This is a genomic window from Micrococcus sp. M4NT (assembly GCF_033790745.1).
Lineage (GTDB): Bacteria > Actinomycetota > Actinomycetes > Actinomycetales > Micrococcaceae > Micrococcus.
The window spans coordinates 146,309-165,645 of the sequence record NZ_JAMYEH010000004.1 but is presented as its reverse complement, the minus strand read 5'-3'; the positions used below and the strand labels follow the sequence as shown (position 1 = coordinate 165,645).

Annotated in this window: 20 protein-coding genes; 7 read left to right on the top strand and 13 right to left on the bottom strand. The window is 73.0% G+C overall.

Going from position 1 to position 19,337, the window contains the following annotated elements; translation table 11 throughout:
- Positions 1-13: 13 nt before the first annotated feature.
- The 3 genes from NJC10_RS04130 to NJC10_RS04120 are packed head-to-tail and all read right to left on the bottom strand — an operon-like array spanning position 14 to position 3,035.
- Positions 14-955 (bottom strand): type II secretion system F family protein, encoded by a 942-nt coding sequence (locus tag NJC10_RS04130; protein ID WP_319074755.1) that lies wholly within the window; start codon positions 953-955, stop codon positions 14-16.
- A complete protein-coding gene (locus NJC10_RS04125) occupies positions 952-1,809 on the bottom strand; it encodes a type II secretion system F family protein (RefSeq protein ID WP_319074753.1) in 858 nt (285 codons plus the stop codon). The genes NJC10_RS04130 and NJC10_RS04125 overlap by 4 nt, the downstream gene beginning before the upstream one ends.
- The gene (locus NJC10_RS04120) at positions 1,809-3,035 is read right to left on the bottom strand and encodes a CpaF family protein (RefSeq protein WP_319074752.1); all 1,227 of its coding nucleotides are present in this window, start codon (positions 3,033-3,035) and stop codon (positions 1,809-1,811) included. The genes NJC10_RS04125 and NJC10_RS04120 overlap by 1 nt, the downstream gene beginning before the upstream one ends.
- Positions 3,036-3,284: 249 nt before the next feature.
- Here NJC10_RS04120 and NJC10_RS04115 point away from each other — a divergent pair, with 249 nt between their 5' ends.
- The 3 genes from NJC10_RS04115 to NJC10_RS04105 are packed head-to-tail and all read left to right on the top strand — an operon-like array spanning position 3,285 to position 7,435.
- On the top strand, positions 3,285-6,404 hold the full coding sequence (locus NJC10_RS04115; protein WP_319074750.1) for an FtsK/SpoIIIE domain-containing protein: 3,120 nt from the start codon (positions 3,285-3,287) through the stop codon (positions 6,402-6,404).
- Positions 6,405-6,407: 3 nt separating this feature from the next.
- The gene (locus NJC10_RS04110) at positions 6,408-6,989 is read left to right on the top strand and encodes a dienelactone hydrolase family protein (RefSeq protein ID WP_248115222.1); all 582 of its coding nucleotides are present in this window, start codon (positions 6,408-6,410) and stop codon (positions 6,987-6,989) included.
- Positions 6,986-7,435, top strand: coding sequence for a hypothetical protein (locus NJC10_RS04105; protein WP_319074748.1), 450 nt, complete (start codon positions 6,986-6,988; stop codon positions 7,433-7,435). The genes NJC10_RS04110 and NJC10_RS04105 overlap by 4 nt, the downstream gene beginning before the upstream one ends.
- Positions 7,436-7,453: 18 nt before the next feature.
- On the opposite strand, the gene NJC10_RS04100 is transcribed toward NJC10_RS04105, so the two are convergent.
- Positions 7,454-8,869, bottom strand: a complete 1,416-nt coding sequence (locus NJC10_RS04100; RefSeq protein WP_319074747.1) for an MFS transporter — start codon at positions 8,867-8,869, stop codon at positions 7,454-7,456.
- A gap of 70 nt (positions 8,870-8,939) precedes the next feature.
- A complete protein-coding gene (locus NJC10_RS04095) occupies positions 8,940-9,518 on the bottom strand; it encodes a hypothetical protein (RefSeq protein ID WP_319074746.1) in 579 nt (192 codons plus the stop codon).
- A 155-nt stretch (positions 9,519-9,673) separates the two neighbouring features.
- On the opposite strand from NJC10_RS04095, the gene NJC10_RS04090 reads away from it, so the two are divergent.
- Genes NJC10_RS04090 through NJC10_RS04080 form a run of 3 tightly spaced genes read left to right on the top strand, consistent with a single transcriptional unit; the run spans position 9,674 to position 11,992 of the window.
- Positions 9,674-10,819: an LLM class flavin-dependent oxidoreductase gene (locus NJC10_RS04090; RefSeq protein ID WP_319074745.1), complete on the top strand. Its 1,146-nt coding sequence runs from the start codon at positions 9,674-9,676 to the stop codon at positions 10,817-10,819.
- On the top strand, positions 10,816-11,487 hold the full coding sequence (locus tag NJC10_RS04085) for a CE1759 family FMN reductase (RefSeq protein WP_319074744.1): 672 nt from the start codon (positions 10,816-10,818) through the stop codon (positions 11,485-11,487). The genes NJC10_RS04090 and NJC10_RS04085 overlap by 4 nt, the downstream gene beginning before the upstream one ends.
- Positions 11,459-11,992 (top strand): MarR family winged helix-turn-helix transcriptional regulator, encoded by a 534-nt coding sequence (locus NJC10_RS04080; RefSeq protein ID WP_319074743.1) that lies wholly within the window; start codon positions 11,459-11,461, stop codon positions 11,990-11,992. The genes NJC10_RS04085 and NJC10_RS04080 overlap by 29 nt, the downstream gene beginning before the upstream one ends.
- Before the next feature lie 71 nt (positions 11,993-12,063).
- On the opposite strand, the gene NJC10_RS04075 is transcribed toward NJC10_RS04080, so the two are convergent.
- The 8 genes from NJC10_RS04075 to NJC10_RS04040 form a co-directional block, all read right to left on the bottom strand.
- On the bottom strand, positions 12,064-13,374 hold the full coding sequence (locus tag NJC10_RS04075) for a trypsin-like serine protease (protein WP_319074741.1): 1,311 nt from the start codon (positions 13,372-13,374) through the stop codon (positions 12,064-12,066).
- A 134-nt stretch (positions 13,375-13,508) separates the two neighbouring features.
- Positions 13,509-14,474 (bottom strand): SseB family protein, encoded by a 966-nt coding sequence (locus NJC10_RS04070; RefSeq protein WP_319074740.1) that lies wholly within the window; start codon positions 14,472-14,474, stop codon positions 13,509-13,511.
- Positions 14,471-15,256, bottom strand: a complete 786-nt coding sequence (priA, locus tag NJC10_RS04065; protein WP_248115231.1) for a bifunctional 1-(5-phosphoribosyl)-5-((5-phosphoribosylamino)methylideneamino)imidazole-4-carboxamide isomerase/phosphoribosylanthranilate isomerase PriA — start codon at positions 15,254-15,256, stop codon at positions 14,471-14,473. Before priA ends, NJC10_RS04070 begins: the two co-directional genes overlap by 4 nt.
- A gap of 10 nt (positions 15,257-15,266) precedes the next feature.
- A complete protein-coding gene (locus NJC10_RS04060) occupies positions 15,267-15,425 on the bottom strand; it encodes a hypothetical protein (protein ID WP_248115232.1) in 159 nt (52 codons plus the stop codon).
- Positions 15,425-16,084, bottom strand: a complete 660-nt coding sequence (hisH, locus tag NJC10_RS04055) for an imidazole glycerol phosphate synthase subunit HisH (protein WP_319074737.1) — start codon at positions 16,082-16,084, stop codon at positions 15,425-15,427. Before hisH ends, NJC10_RS04060 begins: the two co-directional genes overlap by 1 nt.
- Complete coding sequence (hisB, locus tag NJC10_RS04050; protein ID WP_319074736.1) at positions 16,084-16,740, bottom strand: imidazoleglycerol-phosphate dehydratase HisB; 657 nt, start codon at positions 16,738-16,740, stop codon at positions 16,084-16,086. The genes hisH and hisB overlap by 1 nt, the downstream gene beginning before the upstream one ends.
- 66 nt (positions 16,741-16,806) lie before the next feature.
- Positions 16,807-17,922 carry a histidinol-phosphate transaminase gene (locus NJC10_RS04045; RefSeq protein WP_248115234.1) on the bottom strand — a complete coding sequence of 372 codons (1,116 nt, stop codon included), beginning with the start codon at positions 17,920-17,922 and terminating at the stop codon, positions 16,807-16,809.
- 57 nt (positions 17,923-17,979) lie between these two features.
- On the bottom strand, positions 17,980-18,351 hold the full coding sequence (locus NJC10_RS04040; RefSeq protein ID WP_248115235.1) for a LysM peptidoglycan-binding domain-containing protein: 372 nt from the start codon (positions 18,349-18,351) through the stop codon (positions 17,980-17,982).
- Between the two features lie 247 nt (positions 18,352-18,598).
- Here NJC10_RS04040 and lexA point away from each other — a divergent pair, with 247 nt between their 5' ends.
- A complete protein-coding gene (gene lexA, locus NJC10_RS04035; protein WP_319074733.1) occupies positions 18,599-19,321 on the top strand; it encodes a transcriptional repressor LexA in 723 nt (240 codons plus the stop codon).
- The last annotated feature ends 16 nt before the right edge of the window (positions 19,322-19,337 follow it).

Below are 19,337 nucleotides of genomic sequence, written 5' to 3'. Positions count from 1 at the left end.
CAGTTGTGGGTCTTCAGAAGCCCAGACGCATCAGCGAGATGCCCGGGAAGACGGCGAAGATGACGGTGAGCGGCAGGATGCCGAAGACGAGCGGGACCATCATCTGGATCTCTTTGCGGCCTGCGGCCTCCATGAGCTCACGGCGGCCCATCTCGCGGACGTCCTGGGCCTGGGCACGCAGGACGTCGGCCAGCGGAGTGCCGCGGTCGAGGGCGATGAGGACACCCCCGATGAAGCGCTCGATGGGCGGCAGCTGGACTCGGCGAGCGGTGGCCTTCAGGGCCGCGGCGAGGGAGGCGCCCGCACGCATGTCCGCGAGCGCCTGTTCGAACTCGCCGGCCAACTCGCCTCGTGCACTGGTCGCGATCCGCTCCAGAGCCCCCGCCGCGCTCTCTCCCGCACCGACGGAGAGTGCGAACAGCTCCGCCACGGAGGGGAACTCCGTGAGGATGGCGGTGCGGCGACGGGTGATCTGCATGGAGAGGAGTTGGTCCCGCAGCAGGTGACCGGCCAGCGCACCCACGACCACGAAGGCGAGCCCCGAGAGCGCCGGAATCCGGCCGGACGCCGCCAGCAGGACGGCGACGACGGTCGCCAGGGCCGCGCCTGCGCAGGTGCACAGGACCTGCTGCGCCCGGTAGTCGGCCGGTGTCAGCTCGGATCCTGCCGCCTCGAGCTTGTGGGCAAGCGCTTCCCCAGCCGGAATGAAGCGCTGCAGCCGGCCCATCACCGCACCCATGACGGGATCGAGGATTCGACCCCAGGCACCCCACGGCGAGGTGGCCGCACCCTCCTCCTGCAGCAGGCGCGAGGCAGGGGTGTGGTGGCGCAGCTGCGGGGCCACGCGCTCCACCAGACTCGGACGCCACCCCAGCGGCTGGGCGGCGACGATGAGCCAGAGCCCGGTCCCGAGTGTCAGCCCCAGGACGCCGCCCCAGACGAGAAGAACGCTCACGCCAGCACCCTTCTCTCACGTGGCAGCGCCCCGATGCGCAGCATGACCTGGTAGCAGACCACGGAGACGACGAGGCCGATGAGGAGCACTATTCCGCCGGTCACCGACTGGTAGGCGGCAACGGCCATGGGCTGGGTCCCGAGCAGGACGAGCACGATCCACGGCGCGCAGACGGCCAGGCGGGCCGCGTTCACCGTCCAGGACTGCCGTGCCTCCAGCTCAGCCCGGATACGTGCGTCCTGCCGCAGGAACTCGGAGAGGGTCTGCAACAGCACGCCGATGTCTGCCCCACCGACCTCCCGGGTCAGGCGCAGCGAGACGACGAGCCGGTCTGCCACGGGGTCCGCCATGCGCACCTTCAGCCTCTCGAGGGCGTCGAGGAACCGAGCACCCGAACGGTAGTCCCGGGCGAACGCCACGAAGGGTTCCCGCAGCCCCTCGGGGCCGGAGTCGCCCAGCTGGATGAGGGCTTCCGGGAGGGTCAGGCCGGCCCGGATGGCGGACCGGGCATGGTCGATCGCGTCCGGCCAGAGCTCCCGCAGGGCGATGCTCCTGCGCCGGGCCTGCCAGGTCAGGAGGAGCCAGGGCACGGCGCCGCCGAACAGGCCGAAGCACGCCGCGATGGTCCATGTTCGGGTCACGGCGAAGACGAGCAGGGCGGCCATCAGCGCTCCCGCCGTCATCGCGGACACCACGCCGGCCGGGGACAGCCCGGAGACACCGGACTGGGCGATCAGCACGCGCAGCCGCGAATCGGAGCTCACGCGAGGCGTGCCGGCGGCGGGCTCCGCCCACACCGACCACCACACGAGGAAGAGGCCCACACCCAGTGCCAGACCCCACACCACGGCCATCAGCGCAGCTCCAGGAGCTCGTGCACGTCGACCCCGTGCCGGTCTAACGCCTCGAACTCGAGACTGGCCGCCGGATTCACCTCGAGGTCGCCCTCCCGGTCCCGGCGGAACAGGATCGACGTCTCGATGACCCCTTCCTCCACGCGGGACCCGACACTGAGGATCTCCCGGACCCGCCGGCGGCCCTCGCGATCCCGCTCGCAGTGGACCACCAGGTCGATGCAGGTGGCCACGGTCGGGACCACGAAGCTGCGGGAGATGTTCTCCCCGGCGAGCAGGGGCAGGGTGCACAGCTTGGTGAGGGCGTCGGAGGCCGAGTTGGCATGGATCGTGCACATGCCCGCCAGACCCGAGTTCAAGGCGACGAGCATGTCGAGCGCCTCAGCCTCGCGGACCTCGCCCACGATCAGGCGGTCCGGCCGCATGCGCAGGGCCTCCTTCACCAGGCGACGAAGCGGGATCTCGCCATGGCCCTCCAGGTTGGGCTGGCGGCACTGCAGCCCCACGACGTCGCGCACCGGGATCTGCAGCTCGAAGATCTCCTCCACGGTGATGACGCGCTCCCTCGGCCCGATGGAGGCCGCCAGGCAGTTCAGCAGCGTCGTCTTGCCCGCCTGGGTGGCCCCCGAGACGAGGACGTTCATCCCCGCGTCCACGGCGGCGTCGAGGAAGCGCGCCGCGGAGGCAGAGAGCGAGCCGGAGCGAACGAGGTCGTCCAGACGTCTCGTTCGGCTGATGAACTTGCGGATGTTGACGGCCCAGTGCCGCCGAGTGATGTCCGGGATGGCCACGTGCAGGCGCGAGCCGTCGGGCAACGAGGCGTCCACGAACGGCATCGAGAGGTCCAGTCGCCTCCCGGTCGTCTTCAGCATCACCTCGACGAGATCCCGGACCTCTTCCTCGGTGAGGACGAGGCCGGTCAGCTCCGAGCGTCCGGCGCGGGCGCAGTAGACCTGGTCGGGGGCGTTCAGCCAGATCTCCTCCACTCCGGGGTCGTCCATCAGCCGCTGGAGGGGTCCGAGACCGGCGATGCAGTCATAGAGGTCCTGTCTCGCCTGGCCGGCATTGTCCAGCGGCGGCAGGGAGCTCACCAGCGAGCGGGACTCGTAGTCCGAGACCGCCTCGTGGATCAGCAGCCGGACGCGTTCGCCCTCCCGTTGCGGATCGACACCCTGACGACGGACGACTTCTCTGACCTCGTCCTCGAGTATGCGCACGGCATCCATGCATCCTCCTGTGCCCGTTTGAAGCGCCATCCCCCGGCGCCGCACCGCATGTCGTGATCAAACCTATCTCCCCGACTCGGATGGGTTCCATGGGGTTCCCCAAGCTGTGGACAACTGTTCATCGGACGTCTTCCCGGGGCAGGTTCTCCACAGTGAGGGACACCCCGTCGCGTCCGCATCGCCCCAGCTGTCATCCTGGCCGCGGCGTCAGCCCGGCGCCCCTGGACACCGGCCCCGAGAGGATCCGTCATGACCTGGACCGTGCGCCTCCTGGGCGAGTCCGGGGACGACGACGTCTGGGTCGTCTCCGACCTTCCCGCCGACCCCGCACGGCAGGACGACGAGGTCCGCCGCCGCTTCCCCGCAGGCTCGCTCCGCCGCGGCCGTTCCGCAGCCGGCGCCCTCACCTACGTCGTCCGTCCGGCCGGCGCGGGCCCGGCCCGACGCGCCCCCGGGCCTGAACTGAGCATCCTGTCGGAGGACGGACCGGACGCGGGGCGGATCGCTCCCGTCTCGCTGGCCGGAGTCTCGGCGGGGCGCGGCACGGGCGACCTCCTCCTGGACGACCCGACCGCGCCCGCCCGCCCCACTCGGTTCGCCCTCGCGGCCGCCGGGCTCACGGTGCGACGCCCTGGCCGCTCGACGCCCCAGCAGTGGAACGGCCTGGAGCCCCTGCTCGTGGGCCGATGCTCCCTCGGAACGATGCGCGGGCCACAGCGTCCCCTGGACCCGCCCCGCGAGGTGGCGGCGGCCGTCGTCGACCTCGGCAGTCCCCCGGGCGAGCAGGCGATGCTGCTGCCGCTCCTCATGGCTGCCGGGCCGATCGTCATCGGCCTCGTGCTCGCCCTGTCCAGCGGAAGCGGGCTCTTCCTGCTGTTCGGCCTGATGTCGGTCCTGACGGTCGGGACCATGATCGGCCTGCAACGACGTGCCCGGCGCGAGCACGCCCGTGCCCTGCGCGGCCGAGCCTCGGAGCTGGCCGCCCGTCGCTCGGGCCAGGCGCCGTGCCCGGGGCAGGTCGCCCGTGCCGCGCGGTCGCGCTCCGCGGATCGCTTCGGGGTCTCAGGGCAGGGGCAGGACGCAGCCTGCGTCCTCCGCTGGGGGACGGGCATGGGGCCGTTTCCGCTGTCCCGGCCGGAGGCCGCGCGGCAATGGCAGGAGGCCGTCGTCGTGTCACAGCCCGCCCTCTCCACCCTGGCCGACGAGCGGAGCATCACGGTGACCGGTGCACGACGTCCCCTCGACGCCGCGGCCCGGTGGGCCCTCTTCCAGCTCCTGCGCCACGCCGTGGCCGCGGGACTGACGCTCACGGTCACCACGCCCCACGGCAGGGAGTGCTGGTGGCGGGGCGGAGCGGCCGCACGCGAGCTGCACCTCGGTCTGCCGGCTTCGGACTGGGTCGCACCGACGCGGGCACGATGGCTTGAGGCGCTGGGCCGGGCCGACGTCGCTCCGCCACCCTCCGCGGATCCGCAGCGCCCGGTGTCCGAGGTGCGGTTCAGCGCCGAGGCCGAGGATCCGTCCGTCCCCTCCGTGCCTGGAGATCGTCTCGACCTCACCGCCCGTTCCCTCCACCACGCCGGGGACGGGACCACGCTGGCCGACGTCGTGATGACGGGCATCTCCCCCGCGACCCTCACGTGGTGGCTCCTGGAGCTGGCCGACGACGTCGTCGGCCTCGGACTCCTCTCGGGGACGACGGCGGCACCGCCGTTGAGCCCGCCGCCGCAGGTGGGGACGCTCTCGGCGGTCGACGGGGTCCGCGCGCCCGTGACGACGGGCGATCCCGCGCGTCCGGCCGCGGGCGGGCCACCGGCCACGGGCGGGCTGTGGCTGGATCTCGCGGCCGACGGGCCCCACATCCTGGTCGCCGGGACGACGGGCTCGGGGAAGTCCGACCTGTTGCTGTCCCTGCTCGTGGGTCTGAGCGCGCACCACCCTCCGGCCGAGCTCGCCTTCATCCTGCTGGACTTCAAGGGCGGGGCGTCCTTCGGGCATCTGGCCGCCCTTCCGCACACCATGAGCGTGGAGACGAACCACGTGGGCGCCGCCTCGCTGCGCGCCCTCTCGGCGATCAGCGCTGAGCTGAGGCGACGCGAGGCGCTCTTCGCGGGGCTCGGGGTGAGCGACTACCCCGCCTTCCGCCGTCGCCGTCCGGACGTGGCGCTCCCTCGCCTGGTGGTGGCGGTCGACGAGCTGCGGGTCCTCATGGACGACCACCCCGACGCCGGTGCCGTGCTCCATCGCCTCGCCGCGACCGGGCGGTCCCTCGGATTCCACCTGCTGCTCGCGACGCAGCGGGCGACGGGTGCAGTCAGCGGGGACATCCGCTCCAACCTGGGCGCCACGATCGCCCTGCGCACGGCCACGGAGCAGGAGTCCTGGGACCTCGTCGGCTCGCGGGACGCCTTCCACCTGGACGCCTCCCGCCCCGGATCGGCCATCCTCGCCCGGGCGGGCCGCGCGCCCGTCGCGTTCCGTGCCTCGCAGTGGGCGGTGGCTGCCGCCGAACCCGTGTGGCGGCGGGCGGGCGAGGAGGCCGTGCCGGCCGCCACCGCCGCTTCGTGGGAGGCCGTCGTGGAGCACGTGAGGGACGCGTACGCGCAGGGATGCTGGCCGACACCGGCGCCGGTGGTCTCTCCCGCCCTCCCGGGAGTGTGGGCCCCCGACCGCTCGAGCAGGCGGGGCCGCGACGCTCTCGCCCTCATCGACGACGCGTCCCGCGCACGGCACGTGGTCTGGCGCTGGCCGCACGGCTCCGCGGGGAACACGGCATGGATCGCGGAGGCGGCCGGCGGCCGCGAGCTGATCCTGGAGTCCGTCCTCGACGTGGCCGCGCGTGGGCCGGGCGGCGTGCTCGTGCTCGACGGCTCCGGAGAGACGGGTCACCCGGGCCTGCCCCATGGCCACACCATCCTCACCCCCGACGGGGGTGACGAGGCCGCCCAGGCTGCCGTCGCGGCGCTCGACGCGCTCGCCGATCACGGCGGCACCGCGGTGGTCACCGGGTGGGCCGGCTGGGCAGGTCTCCGGGTGGGCGAGACGTACCGGTCCTTCGATGAGGAGCTGCACCACTGGCTGGGCACCCAGCGGGGGAGACGGGTGCGGTTCGCGGCCCTGGGCGGCCGCGACCTCGCGACCTCACGCCTCCTGCTGCACCTCCCCCACCGGTTCTACGTGCCGGCGGGCACGAGCGGGGAGCACCGGCTCGTGTGGCCGAAGGTCATCGCGGTGGAGCCGCTTCCCGGCCGGGCCGTCTTCGTCTCCCCCGATCACCCGGAGCCCGGCATCCCCGCTCAGCTGTCCTTCCCCAGCAGAGAGCCCGCCCGCGGACCCGCTGCGGTGTCCGGCCCCGCGTCTACGCTGTGACCCATGGCTCAGATCATCCTCTTCCACCACGCCCTCGGCCTCACGGACGGTGTCCGCGACCTCGCCGAGAAGATCGCCTCCGGCGGCCACCAGGTGCACACCCCGGACCTCTTCGACGGCGCCGTGTTCGGCACCCCGCAGGAGGGCATCGCGCACGTGGAGAGGCTCGGCGGCTTCGACCGGATCGCGCTCGAGGGCATGCGCGTGGCCGCGGAGTTCCCGTCCGCGTCCGTCGTCGCCGGTGTCTCGATGGGCGTGGTCCCCGCCCACAAGGCGGCTCAGACCGTGCCCGCCTTCCGCGCGTGCATCGACATCTCCGGGTTCGTCCCGCTCACCGCGTTCGCCCCTCTGTGGCAGCCCCACACGGCCCTGCAGGTGCACCTCGCCTCCGAGGACGCCTGGGTCAGGGACGAGGACCTGCCGCTGGCCCGCTCGATCGCCGCGACGGATGAGAATCCGGACGCCCCCGCGGTGCTCTTCGAGTACGAGAGCGCGGAGCACCTCTTCATGGACTCCTCCACCTCCGGCTACGACGCCGACCTCACGGACGTGGTGGTCCGCCGCATCCACGAGCTGTTGGCGTGAACCTCTCCGCGCGCTCCGGAGCCCGGGCCCGCACGGGCGCCGGACGGACGGCGCTCGCCGCCCTGCTGCTGGCCGTGCCCGCCGCGGTGGGCTGGCTGTGGCTCACCGTGCCGATCGACGGTGTCCTCCGGGTCCTCCTCCCCGTCCTCGGCTCGCTGGCCTCCCTCGCCGGGGCTGGGCTGCTGCTCACGGACGCACGGCGCCGAACGTGGGCCGTTGCCGTGCGCGTGGCGGACCTCGTCCTCGGCGGGCTCGGCGTGATCCTCACCCTCGCGTTCGGCGGGTCCGCCCTGTCCATGATCTCCACCCTCAGCGACGAAGGGTGGGACGCCGTCGGCGACGCCGCGGCCGCGTTCTCCGCCGCCGCCGCTCTCGTCGCGCTCGCCGCGGTCACGCTGCTGTTCACCATCGTGCGGCGCTGGTGGCCGGGCGACCTCACCCTCTGACCGCCGCCACCGCCGCCGTCAGCGCACGGCACCCCGCCGTCGTCGGGTCAGCGTGGCCAGCGCGGCCACCGCCACGAGCACGAAGCCCACGAGGGCGGCGAACACGTAGCCGGCCGCCGGCGAGATCGCGTCGATGAAGACGCCCGCCACCGGCGCGCCGAGAGCGGCGCCCGCAGTCATGGCCGAGCCGTAGAAGCCCATCGCCTCGCCGCGGCGCTCCTCCACCACCAGGTTCGAGAGCCGCGAGGACGCAGCGGCCAGCGTGGGCGCCGTGAGCAGGCCCGAGGGGATCGAGGCGAGCGCCAGCGGCCACAATCCGTCCACGACCGCCATGGGCAGCGTGAACAGGGCGAACAGGGCCATGAGCAGGTACGGGTGGACCTGGCGCCCCCAAGCCCCGTAGAACAGGCCGCCGATCGCCGAGGCACCGCACCACAGCGCATACACCACGCCCACCGCGGCCGCCTGGCCGGCGCGCTCCAGCTCGGCCACCATGGACACCTCGGTGCCCACCATCACGATGCCCGCCGCCATGGACACCACGAGCACGCCCAGGGCCTCCGGGGTGACCCACGCGAAGTTCTTCTCCCGCCACAGCGCGAGCCGCTCCCGCCGCGTCAGGCCCGGGCGGGCCTGGGGCACCGGCCCGGAGCCGTCCTCCGCGATGCGGGGCATGGCGCCCGTGATGATCGGGATCGCTCCGGTCACCAGCGGCACGGTGCCCGTGGCGAGGTCCGGGGCGGTCATCTCCACGTGCATCGGCGCGCCGTGCACGGACTGGGCGACCGCCTGATCACGGTCCTCGGCCTCCGTGTACGGGTCGTTCGTGGCCGGCCCGACGACGGCCAGCTGGCTCGAGCGCGTCGGCGGGTTGAACCACATCAGCAGCAGGCCGCCAAGGGCGCTGGAGAGGCCCACGATGGTCAGCCCGAGCGCGCTGGACCACGTGGCGGCCACCACGGCGCCGAGGGCCGGGCCCATCATGAAGATGGTCTCGGTGATGATCGAGTCGAGGGCGAACGCCGTCTGGCGATCCTTGCCGTGGGTGAGCACGCCGAGGCCCTGGCGCACCACGGAGAAGATGGGCAGCGCGAACACGCCGCCGAGGAACACGGCCAGCAGCATCCAGGGGAAGGGCAGCCACGGCACGATCGGCCAGATGAGGGCCTCCGCCACCACGGACGGCAACAGCGCCCGGCGCAGACCCTTGGCGTCGACCACGCGGCCGCGCCACGGAGCGCCGACGGCGATGCCCAGCGTCATGGCCGCCGCCGCGAGGCCGGCCTGGCCGTAGCCGAGGCCGAGCGTCAGCGCCACGTGCAGAGTGAGGATCACGCCGGCCGCCGTGTGGGGGAAGCGGGCGATGAAGCCCACCATCAGCAGATGGCGGATCCGAGAGTCCTGCAGCAACCGTCCGTACGCTCCGAAGTCCACCCCAGAAGCTTAGGGCTTCCGGTGTGTGGTGCAGTCCGGCTCACAGCGGGCCTGCCGAGACCGTGCCCGCTCAGTTCTTCCGCTGGTCCTTCGCGCGCAGCAGGTCCAGGGCGATCGCCGTGCCCAGCACCGCGCAGCGCACCACGGGCGGCATCGCGGGGTCCACGGTGAGCTGGTACCGCGAGCGCCCCGCGAGAGCGTTCAGGAACCCGGCGAACTCCGCCGTCACGCGGGCGATCTGCCGCTCCCCGGCCGCGAACGTGTAGTCGTAGTCGAACAGGTCGCCCGTCACGGAGAACCGCGTCCCGTCGACCACCTCCACGCTCACGGCGGTGCGGAAGAACGCGAACTCCCGGGCCACGTTGGCCAGCGGATACCCCTGCGCGTCCAACACCTGGAAGCGGTCCCGCCCGAAGGTCGCCGGGTCCTGCAGGTGGAAGAGGACGCGGCCGTCCTCCCCGTCCACCACGTCGAACTCACGCGAGCCCATCAGCATGCGGCTCAAGCCCCCGCCTCGCGTCACCACCGTCGCCACGGTCTCCCCGTCGGGGCCGAGGATCGCCATGTCGTTGGAGTTCCACGTGGTCATCTGCTGCACCGTCACGGCGTTCACGTGCGCGAGGCGGCCTGCGTCGAAGGTCCCGGTCATGCGACCAGTGTCCCGCCGTCGTCGTCCTCCCGGAATACCCCCGGCTCGGCACGCGTTGACGGATATGGTTCAGTTTTGAAAGACGACGAGGGGCCCGCCCCTCGCCCGTCCGGCACCGCCCCGCCCCGCCCCGCCCCGCCCCGAAGGAGCAGCCCATGCAGTTCGGCGTCTTCACCATCGGTGACATCACCACCGATCCGACCACCGGCACCACCCCCACCGAGCACCAGCGCATCAAGGACACCGTGCGCATCGCGCGGCACGCCGAGCAGGCGGGCTTCGACGTGTTCGCCACGGGCCAGCACCACAACCCGCCGTTCGTGGCCCCGGGCAACCCGCCCACGCTGCTCGCGTACCTGGCGGCCGTGACGGAGAAGATCCAGCTCTCCACGGCGACCACGCTCATCACCACGATGGACCCGGTGCGCCTGGCCGAGGACTACGCGTACCTGCAGCACCTCGCCGACGGCCGCGTGGACCTCACCCTGGGCCGCGGCAACACCGGACCCGTGTACCCGTGGTTCGGCAAGGACATCCGTCAGGGCATCGCCCTGGCCGTGGAGAACTACCACCTTCTCCACCGCCTGTGGCACGAGGAGACCGTGGACTGGAACGGGACGTTCCGCACGCCCCTGAACAACTTCACCCTCACGCCCCAGCCGCTCGACGGCGTGGCGCCCTTCGTGTGGCACGGCTCCATCCGCTCGCCCGAGATCGCCGAGCAGGCCGCCTACTACGGCGACGGCTTCTTCCACAACAACATCTTCTGGAACAAGGAGCACGTCATCCAGATGGTGCGCCTGTACCGCCAGCGCTTCGAGCACTACGGCCACGGCAAGGCACACCAGGCCTACGTGGGCCTCGGCGGCCAGGTCTACATGGCCAAGAACTCGCAGGACGCCGTCAAGGAGTTCCGCCCGTACTTCGACAACGCGCCGGTGTACGGCCACGGCCCCTCCCTCGAGGACTTCACCCGCCAGACCCCGCTGACCGTGGGCTCCCCGCAGGAGGTCATCGAGCGCACCCTCGGCTTCCGCGACTGGGTGGGCGACTACCAGCGTCAGATGTTCCTGATCGACCATGCGGGCCTGCCCACGGACACCGTCCTTAAGCAGATCCACATCCTGGGCGACGAGGTGCTCCCCGTGCTCCGCAGGGAGTTCGACGCCCTCACGCCGGCCGACGTGCCCGAGGCGCCCACCCACGCGTTCCTCGTCGAGCGCGCCCGTCGCGGCGAGGCGCCCGTCCCCGGCGGCGCCGAGGGCTCGGCCGCCCACGCGGAGCGGGAGTCCGGCCGATGAGCGCCGTCACCGACCCGTTCACGCCCGAGACGCGGCACATCGCCGTCGTCTCCGGCGGCCTCGGGGAGTCGTCCCAGACCCGCATGCTCGCCGAGCGCCTCGCCGAGGCGGCCTCGAGTGCCCTCGCGGGCCGGGGCTCGGCCCCCGAGATCCACCTCATCACCCTGCGGGAGCTGGCGGTCGACGTCGCCCAGGCGCAGGTGACCGCCACCACCTCCCCGGCCCTGCGCGCCGCGCTCGACGAGGTCGAGCAGGCCGACGCCGTCATCGCCGTCTCCCCCACCTTCAAGGCGTCCTATGCGGGCCTTTTCAAGGCCTTCTGGGACCTCGTGGACGACGACGCCGTGCGCGGCACCACCGTGCTGCTCGGCGCGACCGGTGGCACCGCGCGGCACTCGCTCATGATCGACACCGCGATGCGGCCGCTCTTCTCCTACCTGCGCACGCGCATCATCCCCACGGCGGTGTTCGCCGCCTCGGACGACTGGGGCGAGGTGACCGGGGCCGCGGCGTCCATGCGGGACCACCCGCTGAACGCGCGCATCGCGGCCGCAGGGAGGGACCTCGCCGAGGTCATGCTCCTGCGCCCCGTGCGGCCGCGCCGCGCGAACGGCGAGGCAGAGCTGGAGGTGACTCCGTTTGACCAGCTCCTCAACCCCGGCGCCTGAGCCGGTTCCCGGCGCCGCCGACGCCGCGACGTGGTACGGCTCCGCCCCCGAGGACCGCAGGCCTGAGGGTGCGGCCCAGCAGGCGTGGCGCGCGTACTTCGAGTCCACCCAGATGCTCTCCGAGCTGCTCGAGCGCGGACTGAAGCGGGACGCCGGGCTCTCGCTGGCCGACTACAACCTGCTGCTGCTCCTCTACGAGTCCCCCGATGGCCGCCTGCGCCTCGGAGAGCTCGCCGGGCGCATGGTCTTCTCCCCCTCGCGCATGACGTACCAGGTCAAGAGCCTCGTGGCCCGCGGCCTGATCGAGCGCCACCCCGCGGAACGGGACCGGCGCGGATTCGAGGCTGTGATCACGGACGAGGGCCGCCGCGCCTTCCGCCGCGCAGCCGTCCATCACGCGCGCGAGATCGACGACCTCTTCCTCAGCTCCCTGGAGCCCGGGGAGGCGGAGACCCTCGGCCGGGTGTTCTCCCGGCTCGGCCACCGCCTCGAGGGGCGGTGCTGACGCACCAGGCCCGGTGATCCTCGCGGAATCACCGGGCCCGGTGTGCTGCTGTGGCCGTGAGGCCGGACGGATCAGCCGATGCGCTGGCCGCCCAGGGTCACCACCGTGTCCGCGGGGGCGTCGGCGGAGCTGACCGCGATCACCTTCACGGAGCCGCCGGCGGGGACGTCCGCCGGGACGTTGATCCAGGCCATCGGCTGCACGGTGTGCAGGTGCATCTCGCCCAGCACGGCGCCGTCCGCGTCCAGGGCGTAGACCTTCATGTACTCGAACCGGCCCTCGTCCGTGGTGATCTGGGTGCGGGTGCCGCGGGCCACGCCCTCGGCGGCGGTGTAGGTCACCTCGGTGGTGAGGTCCGGGGCCGGCGTGGCCCTGGCGGGAGCGGAGGCCTTGGCCTTGGCCTTGGCGGGAGCGGAGGCCTTGGCCTTTTCGGAAGCGGCGGCCTTGGCCGGAGTCTCAGCCTTGGCCGCGGCGGGAGCCTTGGCGGCCTTCTTCTCCGCGGCAGCCTTCTTCTCGGCGGCCGCCTTCGCCTCCTGCTTCGCGATCAGCTCGTCGGCGATCTCCTTCTGCTCCTCCGCCGGGATCGTCGTGACCTCGGACTCGGCCACGGGGGCCGCTCCGGCGGTGGGCATGTCGGCGGCGTGCTTCGGGGCGGGGCGCGCGGCGTGCTTGGGGGCGGGGCGGGGGGTCTTGCCGGACGTCGCCGAGGAGGCCTTGGCGGCGTCGAGGGCACGGGTCGACTCGATCGGGACCATGATCGAGGACATGGCCTTCGCGTCGCAGCTGACCGCCTCGCCGTCCTCGTCGAAGGTCACCGGCGCGACGCCCGAGATGACGCCCACCACGCGCTGCTGCGCGTCGTAGACCGCTCCGCCCGAGTCGCCGGGGTGGGTGGTGGCGGCGTCGAGGGCGACCTGGTCGGCATAGCCGTCGGCGCACACGGCGTCGCTGTCGAACGCGTGGGCATGGCTCAGGGAGTTGGGGTGGCCCATCGGGACGGAGGAGCCGTGCGTGTACACGGTCTCGCCCGCCTCCACGGAGGCGGCGGGCCGGGTGGCCCAGTCGCCGACCACGCGGACGTCCTCGGCCAAGCCGATGCGCACCAGGTCCACGCCGGACTCGCCGGGCAGGGCGGTGACGGTGCCGATGCGCGCGCCCTCGGCGGAGCGCACCGGGGAGCCGACCTCCCACACGGCCCCGCCGCAGTGGGCCGCGGTGTAGGCGGTGGACTCGTCCACGATGGTCAGGCTGCACGCCCCGGCCGGCGCCGAGAGCGCCGATCCCTGGGTGAGCGGGGTGGACGCGAGGGCGGGGCCGGCGGCGGCGACCGCCACGGCGCCCAGCGCGGCGGTGGCCGCGCCGGTCAGGGTTCTGCTTCTCATGACATCTCCTCCAGATGGATGCCTAGGACCGGCCGGAAGTGCACGGTCGTCCAGGGCGGGGCGGCCGCAACGGCGGCGCCCCTCCCCCACCACGGTAGCCGATGGGGGTCGGCACGCCCATGGGAGCGCGGGGCTCAGGGCCGGCGGACGGTGATCTCCACGGAGTCGGCCCGCTCAGCCAGCAGGGGCAGGTCCGACAGCACCATGCGCAGCGTGGCGGCCATGAGCCGCACGTCGGCGTCGTCCGCGCCGCGGGTCGGCATGGCCACGACCCTGAGCTCCGGGCCCGAGCCGCCGCCGTTCATCACCGCGCCGGACGCCGTGCGCGTCGCGACGCCGGATCCCGGCGCGAGGCCGAGGTTCAGCAGGTGCGGCACGAGGTCCGCGACCTCCGCGATCTCATCGGCCACCTCCTGGTCCACGTACGACGGCGTCCACTCCTGCTGCTGTGCGAGCGCCCACACGGCGGGGCGGCGCACCACGTAGGTGTGCTCGGCGCCGGCGTCGACCACCACGAGCTCACATCCCTCGTCCACCGCCGAGAGGCACGCCCGCGGCATCCACACGGCCACCGGCCGCGCCTCGGGGTTCCACGCCGTGAGGGCGGGCACGTTCGTGAACACGGGCAGGGCGGTGCGGCCGTCGGCGGCGCGCAGGGTCACCAGGGCGACGTCGGCCGCCTTGTCCCCGTGCGCGCCGACCTCGTGCCCGTGGCCGGCGTGGTCCGCGTGGTCGTGCACGTCCGCCTCGTCGACCGCGAGCGTCGGGACCACGGCGGCGAAGACCCGGATGTGCCCGAGCACCGCGGAGACGTCCTGCTCGGTGGCCTCCGAGCGGGCGAGCCGCTCCATGACGTCGGTCCACCGGGCGTCGGCGGTGCCGTCGTCGGCGTCGAACGCGTGCAGCGGATTGGCGGAGCCGTCCACGCCGCCGCCGGCGAGGTCGCGGCCCTCCCACGGGACGCCGGCCGTGTCCGCGACGTTCTCCCCGGCCGTCTTCTCCCGCATCCGGTCCAGCGCGGCGCGGATGTGCCCCGGCAGCTCCCGCGATGCCGGCCGCTCGAGCGCGACGGTCTCCTCGTGCGCGGAGTCCGCGCTCATTCGGCCACCGCGAAGGGGTGCGCGGCCCGCGCCTCGTCCACCGTGGAGCCGCCGGCCACCGCGAGCGCCTGCTCGAGGCTGAACCGGCCCGCGTAGAGGGCCTTGCCCATGATGGCCCCCTCGACGCCGTCGCCCACCATCCCCGCGAGCGCGGCGACGTCCTCGAGCGAGGAGATGCCGCCGGAGGCGACCACGGGCTTGGCCGTCTTCGCGCACAGCTGCGCGAGGAGCTCGGTGTTCGGCCCCTTCAGGGTGCCGTCCTTCGTGACGTCGGTGACCACGTAGCGGGCGCAGCCGGCGTCCTCGAGGCGGGCCAAGACCTCCCAGAGGTCGCCGCCCTCCTTCGTCCAGCCGCGGGCCGCCAGGGTGGTGCCGCGCACGTCCAGGCCCACGGCCACCTGCTCGCCGTGGCGCTCGATCACGCGCGCCGTCCACGCCGGGTCCTCCAGGGCCGCGGTGCCGAGGTTCACGCGGGTCGCGCCCATCTCGAGGGCCCCCTCGAGGGACGCGTCGTCGCGGATGCCGCCGGAGAGCTCGATCTTCACGCCGAGCTCCTCCACCACGCGGCGCATGACGTCGCGGTTGTCCCCGCGGCCGAACGCGGCGTCGAGGTCCACGAGGTGGATCCACTCGGCGCCGGCGCGCTGCCAGTCGAGGGCCGCGGTGAGCGGGTCGCCGTAGGAGGTGGCGGAGCCGGCCTCCCCCTGGACGAGACGGACGGCACGGCCGTCCTGCACGTCCACGGCGGGCAGCAGCTCGAGGGCGGGGGTGTTCGGGGTCATGGGGTACCTCTCAGCGGGAGACGGTCAGGAAGGCGGCGGCGATCGCCATGGCGGCGAGCACGAGGGCGATGACGACGGCCCACCCGGGGGCCTTCTGCGTGCGCATCGACCAGGCGGCACCGAGCAGGATGCCGCCGAGGGCGAGGTAGAGGACGGACCAGTAGGGCATCAGAGGGTCTCCAGCCAGTTGCGGAGCAGCGCCTGCCCGGCCTCGCCGGACTTCTCGGGGTGGAACTGCGTGGCGGACAGCGGCCCGTTCTCCACGGCGGCGATGAAGTCCGCGCCGTGGTGCGCCCACGTCACCTGCGGGGGGCGCATGGTGGGGATGGTCTGGTCGAACTCCCAGCGCAGCACGCCGTAGGAGTGGACGAAGTAGAACCGCTCGTCCTCGATCCCCCGGAACAGCGCGGAGTCCTCCGGCGGTCGGACGGTGTTCCAGCCCATGTGGGGCAGGACCTCGGCCGGGAGCTCCTCGACCACGCCGGGCCATTCCCCCATGCCCTGGGTCCGCTCGCCGTGCTCCACACCGGCGTCGAAGAGGACCTGATGGCCCACGCAGATGCCCAGCACGGGGCGACCCCCGGCCACGCGGCGGCCGATCCAGCGGGTGCCGCCGACCTCGGTGAGGGCGCGCATCACCGAGGCGTAGGCGCCCACGCCGGGCACGAGCAGCCCGTCCGCGTCCAGCACGGCGTCCGGATCCCGGGTGAGCTCGACGACGGCCCCGGCGCGCTCGAGGGCGCGCACGGCCGAGTGCACGTTGCCGGAGCCGTAGTCCAGGACGGCGACGCGCGGGCGCACCCCGGGCACGGACGTGGGCGCCGCCATCAGAGCGCGCCCTTCGTGGAGGGCACGTCGTCCACGCGCGGATCGTCCTCGACGGCCGCGCGCAGGGCGCGGGCGAACGCCTTGAACTGGGCCTCCACGATGTGGTGGGGGTCGCGGCCGCGGACGACGTCCATGTGCAGGCAGATGGCCGCGTGCTGCGTGATCGCCTCGAAGACGTGCCGGGTCAGGGAGCCGGTGAAGTGGCCTCCGATGAGGTGGTACTGCTGCCCGTCCGGCTCGCCCTCGTGCACCAGGTACGGACGCCCGGAGACGTCCACGACGGCGCGCGCGAGCGCCTCGTCCAACGGCACGGAGGCCTCGCCGAAGCGGCGGATGCCCCGCTTGTCCCCGAGGGCGACGCGGAGCACCTCGCCGAGCGTGATCGCGACGTCCTCCACCGTGTGGTGCACGTCGATGTGGGTGTCCCCCGTGGCGCGGACCCTGAGGTCGATCCGCGAGTGGCGCGAGAGCGCCGTGAGCATGTGGTCGTAGAACGGGACACCCGTGGAGATGTCCGCGGCGCCGGAGCCGTCCAGGTCCATCTCCACGTGCACGTCCGACTCGCTCGTGGTGCGCTCCATGCGCGCCCGGCGTCCGGAGATCAGCTCGGCTGCCACGGGTCCTCCTGGGGATACGGGGGTGACGGTCGCATCCATCCTAGGTTCGGCGGCGCATGCCCGGCCGCGCGCGTCGTTGCGTCTCGCGCGGCGGCCGGCGCGGGGTCACCGTGCACCCGCGGCGAGGGCCTCCTCGAGGGCGGTGAGGAACGCGGTGGTCTCCTCCTCCGTGCCCGCGGTGACGCGCAGGTGGTGCGGGATGCCGACGTCGCGCACCAGCACCCCCCGCTCGAGGAGCGCCTCCCACACGGCGTGCGCGTCCTCCAGGTGGCCGAAGAAGACGAAGTTCGAGTCCGAGACGGCCGGGTCCAGGCCCAGCTCGCGCAGCCGGGCCACGATCCGGTCGCGCTGGGCCTTGATGTCCGCCACGGTCTCCAGGAGCGTCTCCACGTGCTCGAGGGCGGCGATCGCGGTGGCCTGCGTGACCGAGGAGAGGTGGTAGGGCAGGCGCACGAGGCGCAGGGCATCCGCCACGGCCGGGTCCGCGGCGAGGTAGCCGAGGCGGGCGCCGGCCAGGGCGAACGCCTTGGACATGGTGCGGGTGACGATGAGCCGCTCGCGCCCCTCCAGGAGGGTGAGGGCCGAGGGCGTGCCGTCGAGCGCGAACTCGGCGTAGGCCTCGTCCACGACCACCATGGCGCCCGGGCCGCCCTCGGCCTCGTTCCGGGCCTGGGCGGTGTAGACGGCCTCGATCACGTCCAGCCCGAGGGCGGTGCCCGTGGGGTTGTTGGGCGAGGCGAGGAAGACGAGGTTCGGACGGTGCTCGCGCACCATGGCCGCGGCATGCTCGGCCGAGAGGGTGTGGTCCGCGGCGCGACCGCCGTCGACGAATGCCGTGTCCGTGCCCGCGGCCAGCAGCGGATACATGGAGTAGGAGGGGAGGAAGCTGAGGACGCTGCGGCGCGGCCCGCCGAAAGCCTGGAGGATCTGCTGGAGCACCTCGTTGGAGCCGTTGGCCGCCCACACGTGTGCCGCGGTCAGCCCGTGGCCGAGGTACCCGGCCAGGCTCTCCCGCAGCCGGGTGAACTCGCGGTCCGGGTAGCGGTTCAGCCCCCCGGCGACCTGCGCCACCCGTGCCACGACGGCCTCCGCGACCTCCGGGGGGACGGGGTGCGTGTTCTCGTTCGTGTTGAGCATGAACGGCACGTCCAGCTGGGGGGCGCCGTAGGGGCTCTGCCCGCGCAGGCCCTCGCGCAGCGGGAGGGAGCTCAGATCGGTCATACGGGCCATTCTAGGAACGGGAGCACGCCGAGCGCGCCGTGAGTCGCCGGCCGGCCCTCAGTCCCCCGCGGGCACGAACAGGGACTCGCCCAGCTCGAGCTCCCGGCCCTCCAGGCTGTTCAGCTCGGCGATCCGCGTCATGGTGGTGAAGGGGTCCTCCTCCGGCGCAGCCTCGGCGGCGATGGACCACAGGCTGTCCCCCGGCATGACCGTGACGGTCTCCAGACGCGCGCCCGGGCCCTCGGAGGAGACCGCCGCAGGGGAGGTGAGGACGCCCGCGAGGAACGCCGCGACGACGGTGAGCACGGCCGCCGCCAGCATGAGCGGAAGCCCGCGGAGCACGAGACGGCCGCGCCTGTTGAGGCGGAACCCGCTCGGAGCGGGGCGAGCGGGGACGGGACGGGAGAGAGCTGCGGTCAGGGTGGTCATGGTGATGGTCGCCTTCCTCCCGCTGCGAGCGGGAATTCGAACGTGTGTTCGAACCTGTTCGAATCCATGTCTAGCACACACCTTCGAGACACGCCCAGCGTGGATCGAACATATCTTTGGATCCAGTGACGGACTCCACTAGGGTCGAGGGCACCGGACGTGCTCCGACCCGCGGTGGATCGCCTTCAGGGCAAGACCATCAGCAGGGGTGGACACGCTAAGCGACCTCGGGAGAACGGACCGCCGCATGGCCACCCCTGACCACCAGACCCCAGCCGGGTCCGCCCCCTCGCTCACGTCCCGCCAGCGGCGGATCGTGGAGACCATCCGCCACGCGATCGCTGAGTGCGGCTACCCGCCCTCCATGCGGGAGATCGGGGACGCGGCGGGCCTCGCCTCGCTCTCCTCCGTCACGCATCAGCTCGGCCAGCTCGAGCGCTTCGGCTACATCCGCCGCGATCCGGGCCGCCCCCGCGCGCTCGAGGTGCTGCTGGCCGAGGACGGGACGACGCTGACCCCCGAGACGGCCTCCCCCGTCGCCCCGGTCTCCGAGCTCCCCCAGATCCCCTCGTGGCACACGGACGCCGCCGAGGGCGACGCCGTCTCCATCCCGTGGGTGGGACGGATCGCGGCCGGCGGCCCCATCCTCGCCGAGCAGCAGGTGGAGGAGGTCATGACGATCCCGCGCCGCCTCACGGGTGAGGGCGAGCTGTTCATGCTCCGCGTCTCCGGCGACTCGATGGTGGACGCCGCCATCTGCGACGGCGACTGGGTGGTGGTGCGCCGGCAGGAGACCGCGGACAACGGGGACATCGTGGCCGCGCTGCTCGACGACGAGTCCACCGTGAAGACCTTCCGCCAGCGCGACGGCCACACGTGGCTGCTCCCCCAGAACACCGCCTACGAGCCCATCATGGGTGACCACGCGACCATCATGGGCCGCGTGGTCACCGTGCTGCGGGCGCTCTGAACGGCGCCCGCGGCGC

What these genes read in the sequence shown, in the direction of transcription:
- NJC10_RS04090 (WP_319074745.1), top strand. Translation starts at nt 9,674, where the DNA reads ATGCAGTTCGGCGTCTTCACCATCGGTGACATCACCACCGATCCGACC.
- hisB (WP_319074736.1), bottom strand. Translation starts at nt 16,740, where the DNA reads ATGGATGCGACCGTCACCCCCGTATCCCCAGGAGGACCCGTGGCAGCC.
- lexA (WP_319074733.1), top strand. Translation starts at nt 18,599, where the DNA reads ATGGCCACCCCTGACCACCAGACCCCAGCCGGGTCCGCCCCCTCGCTC.
- NJC10_RS04125 (WP_319074753.1), bottom strand. Translation starts at nt 1,809, where the DNA reads ATGGCCGTGGTGTGGGGTCTGGCACTGGGTGTGGGCCTCTTCCTCGTG.
- hisH (WP_319074737.1), bottom strand. Translation starts at nt 16,084, where the DNA reads ATGGCGGCGCCCACGTCCGTGCCCGGGGTGCGCCCGCGCGTCGCCGTC.
- NJC10_RS04110 (WP_248115222.1), top strand. Translation starts at nt 6,408, where the DNA reads ATGGCTCAGATCATCCTCTTCCACCACGCCCTCGGCCTCACGGACGGT.
- NJC10_RS04040 (WP_248115235.1), bottom strand. Translation starts at nt 18,351, where the DNA reads ATGACCACCCTGACCGCAGCTCTCTCCCGTCCCGTCCCCGCTCGCCCC.
- NJC10_RS04120 (WP_319074752.1), bottom strand. Translation starts at nt 3,035, where the DNA reads ATGGATGCCGTGCGCATACTCGAGGACGAGGTCAGAGAAGTCGTCCGT.
- NJC10_RS04060 (WP_248115232.1), bottom strand. Translation starts at nt 15,425, where the DNA reads ATGCCCTACTGGTCCGTCCTCTACCTCGCCCTCGGCGGCATCCTGCTC.
- NJC10_RS04045 (WP_248115234.1), bottom strand. Translation starts at nt 17,922, where the DNA reads ATGACCGATCTGAGCTCCCTCCCGCTGCGCGAGGGCCTGCGCGGGCAG.
- NJC10_RS04085 (WP_319074744.1), top strand. Translation starts at nt 10,816, where the DNA reads ATGAGCGCCGTCACCGACCCGTTCACGCCCGAGACGCGGCACATCGCC.
- NJC10_RS04075 (WP_319074741.1), bottom strand. Translation starts at nt 13,374, where the DNA reads ATGAGAAGCAGAACCCTGACCGGCGCGGCCACCGCCGCGCTGGGCGCC.
- NJC10_RS04070 (WP_319074740.1), bottom strand. Translation starts at nt 14,474, where the DNA reads ATGAGCGCGGACTCCGCGCACGAGGAGACCGTCGCGCTCGAGCGGCCG.
- NJC10_RS04115 (WP_319074750.1), top strand. Translation starts at nt 3,285, where the DNA reads ATGACCTGGACCGTGCGCCTCCTGGGCGAGTCCGGGGACGACGACGTC.
- NJC10_RS04095 (WP_319074746.1), bottom strand. Translation starts at nt 9,518, where the DNA reads ATGACCGGGACCTTCGACGCAGGCCGCCTCGCGCACGTGAACGCCGTG.
- priA (WP_248115231.1), bottom strand. Translation starts at nt 15,256, where the DNA reads ATGACCCCGAACACCCCCGCCCTCGAGCTGCTGCCCGCCGTGGACGTG.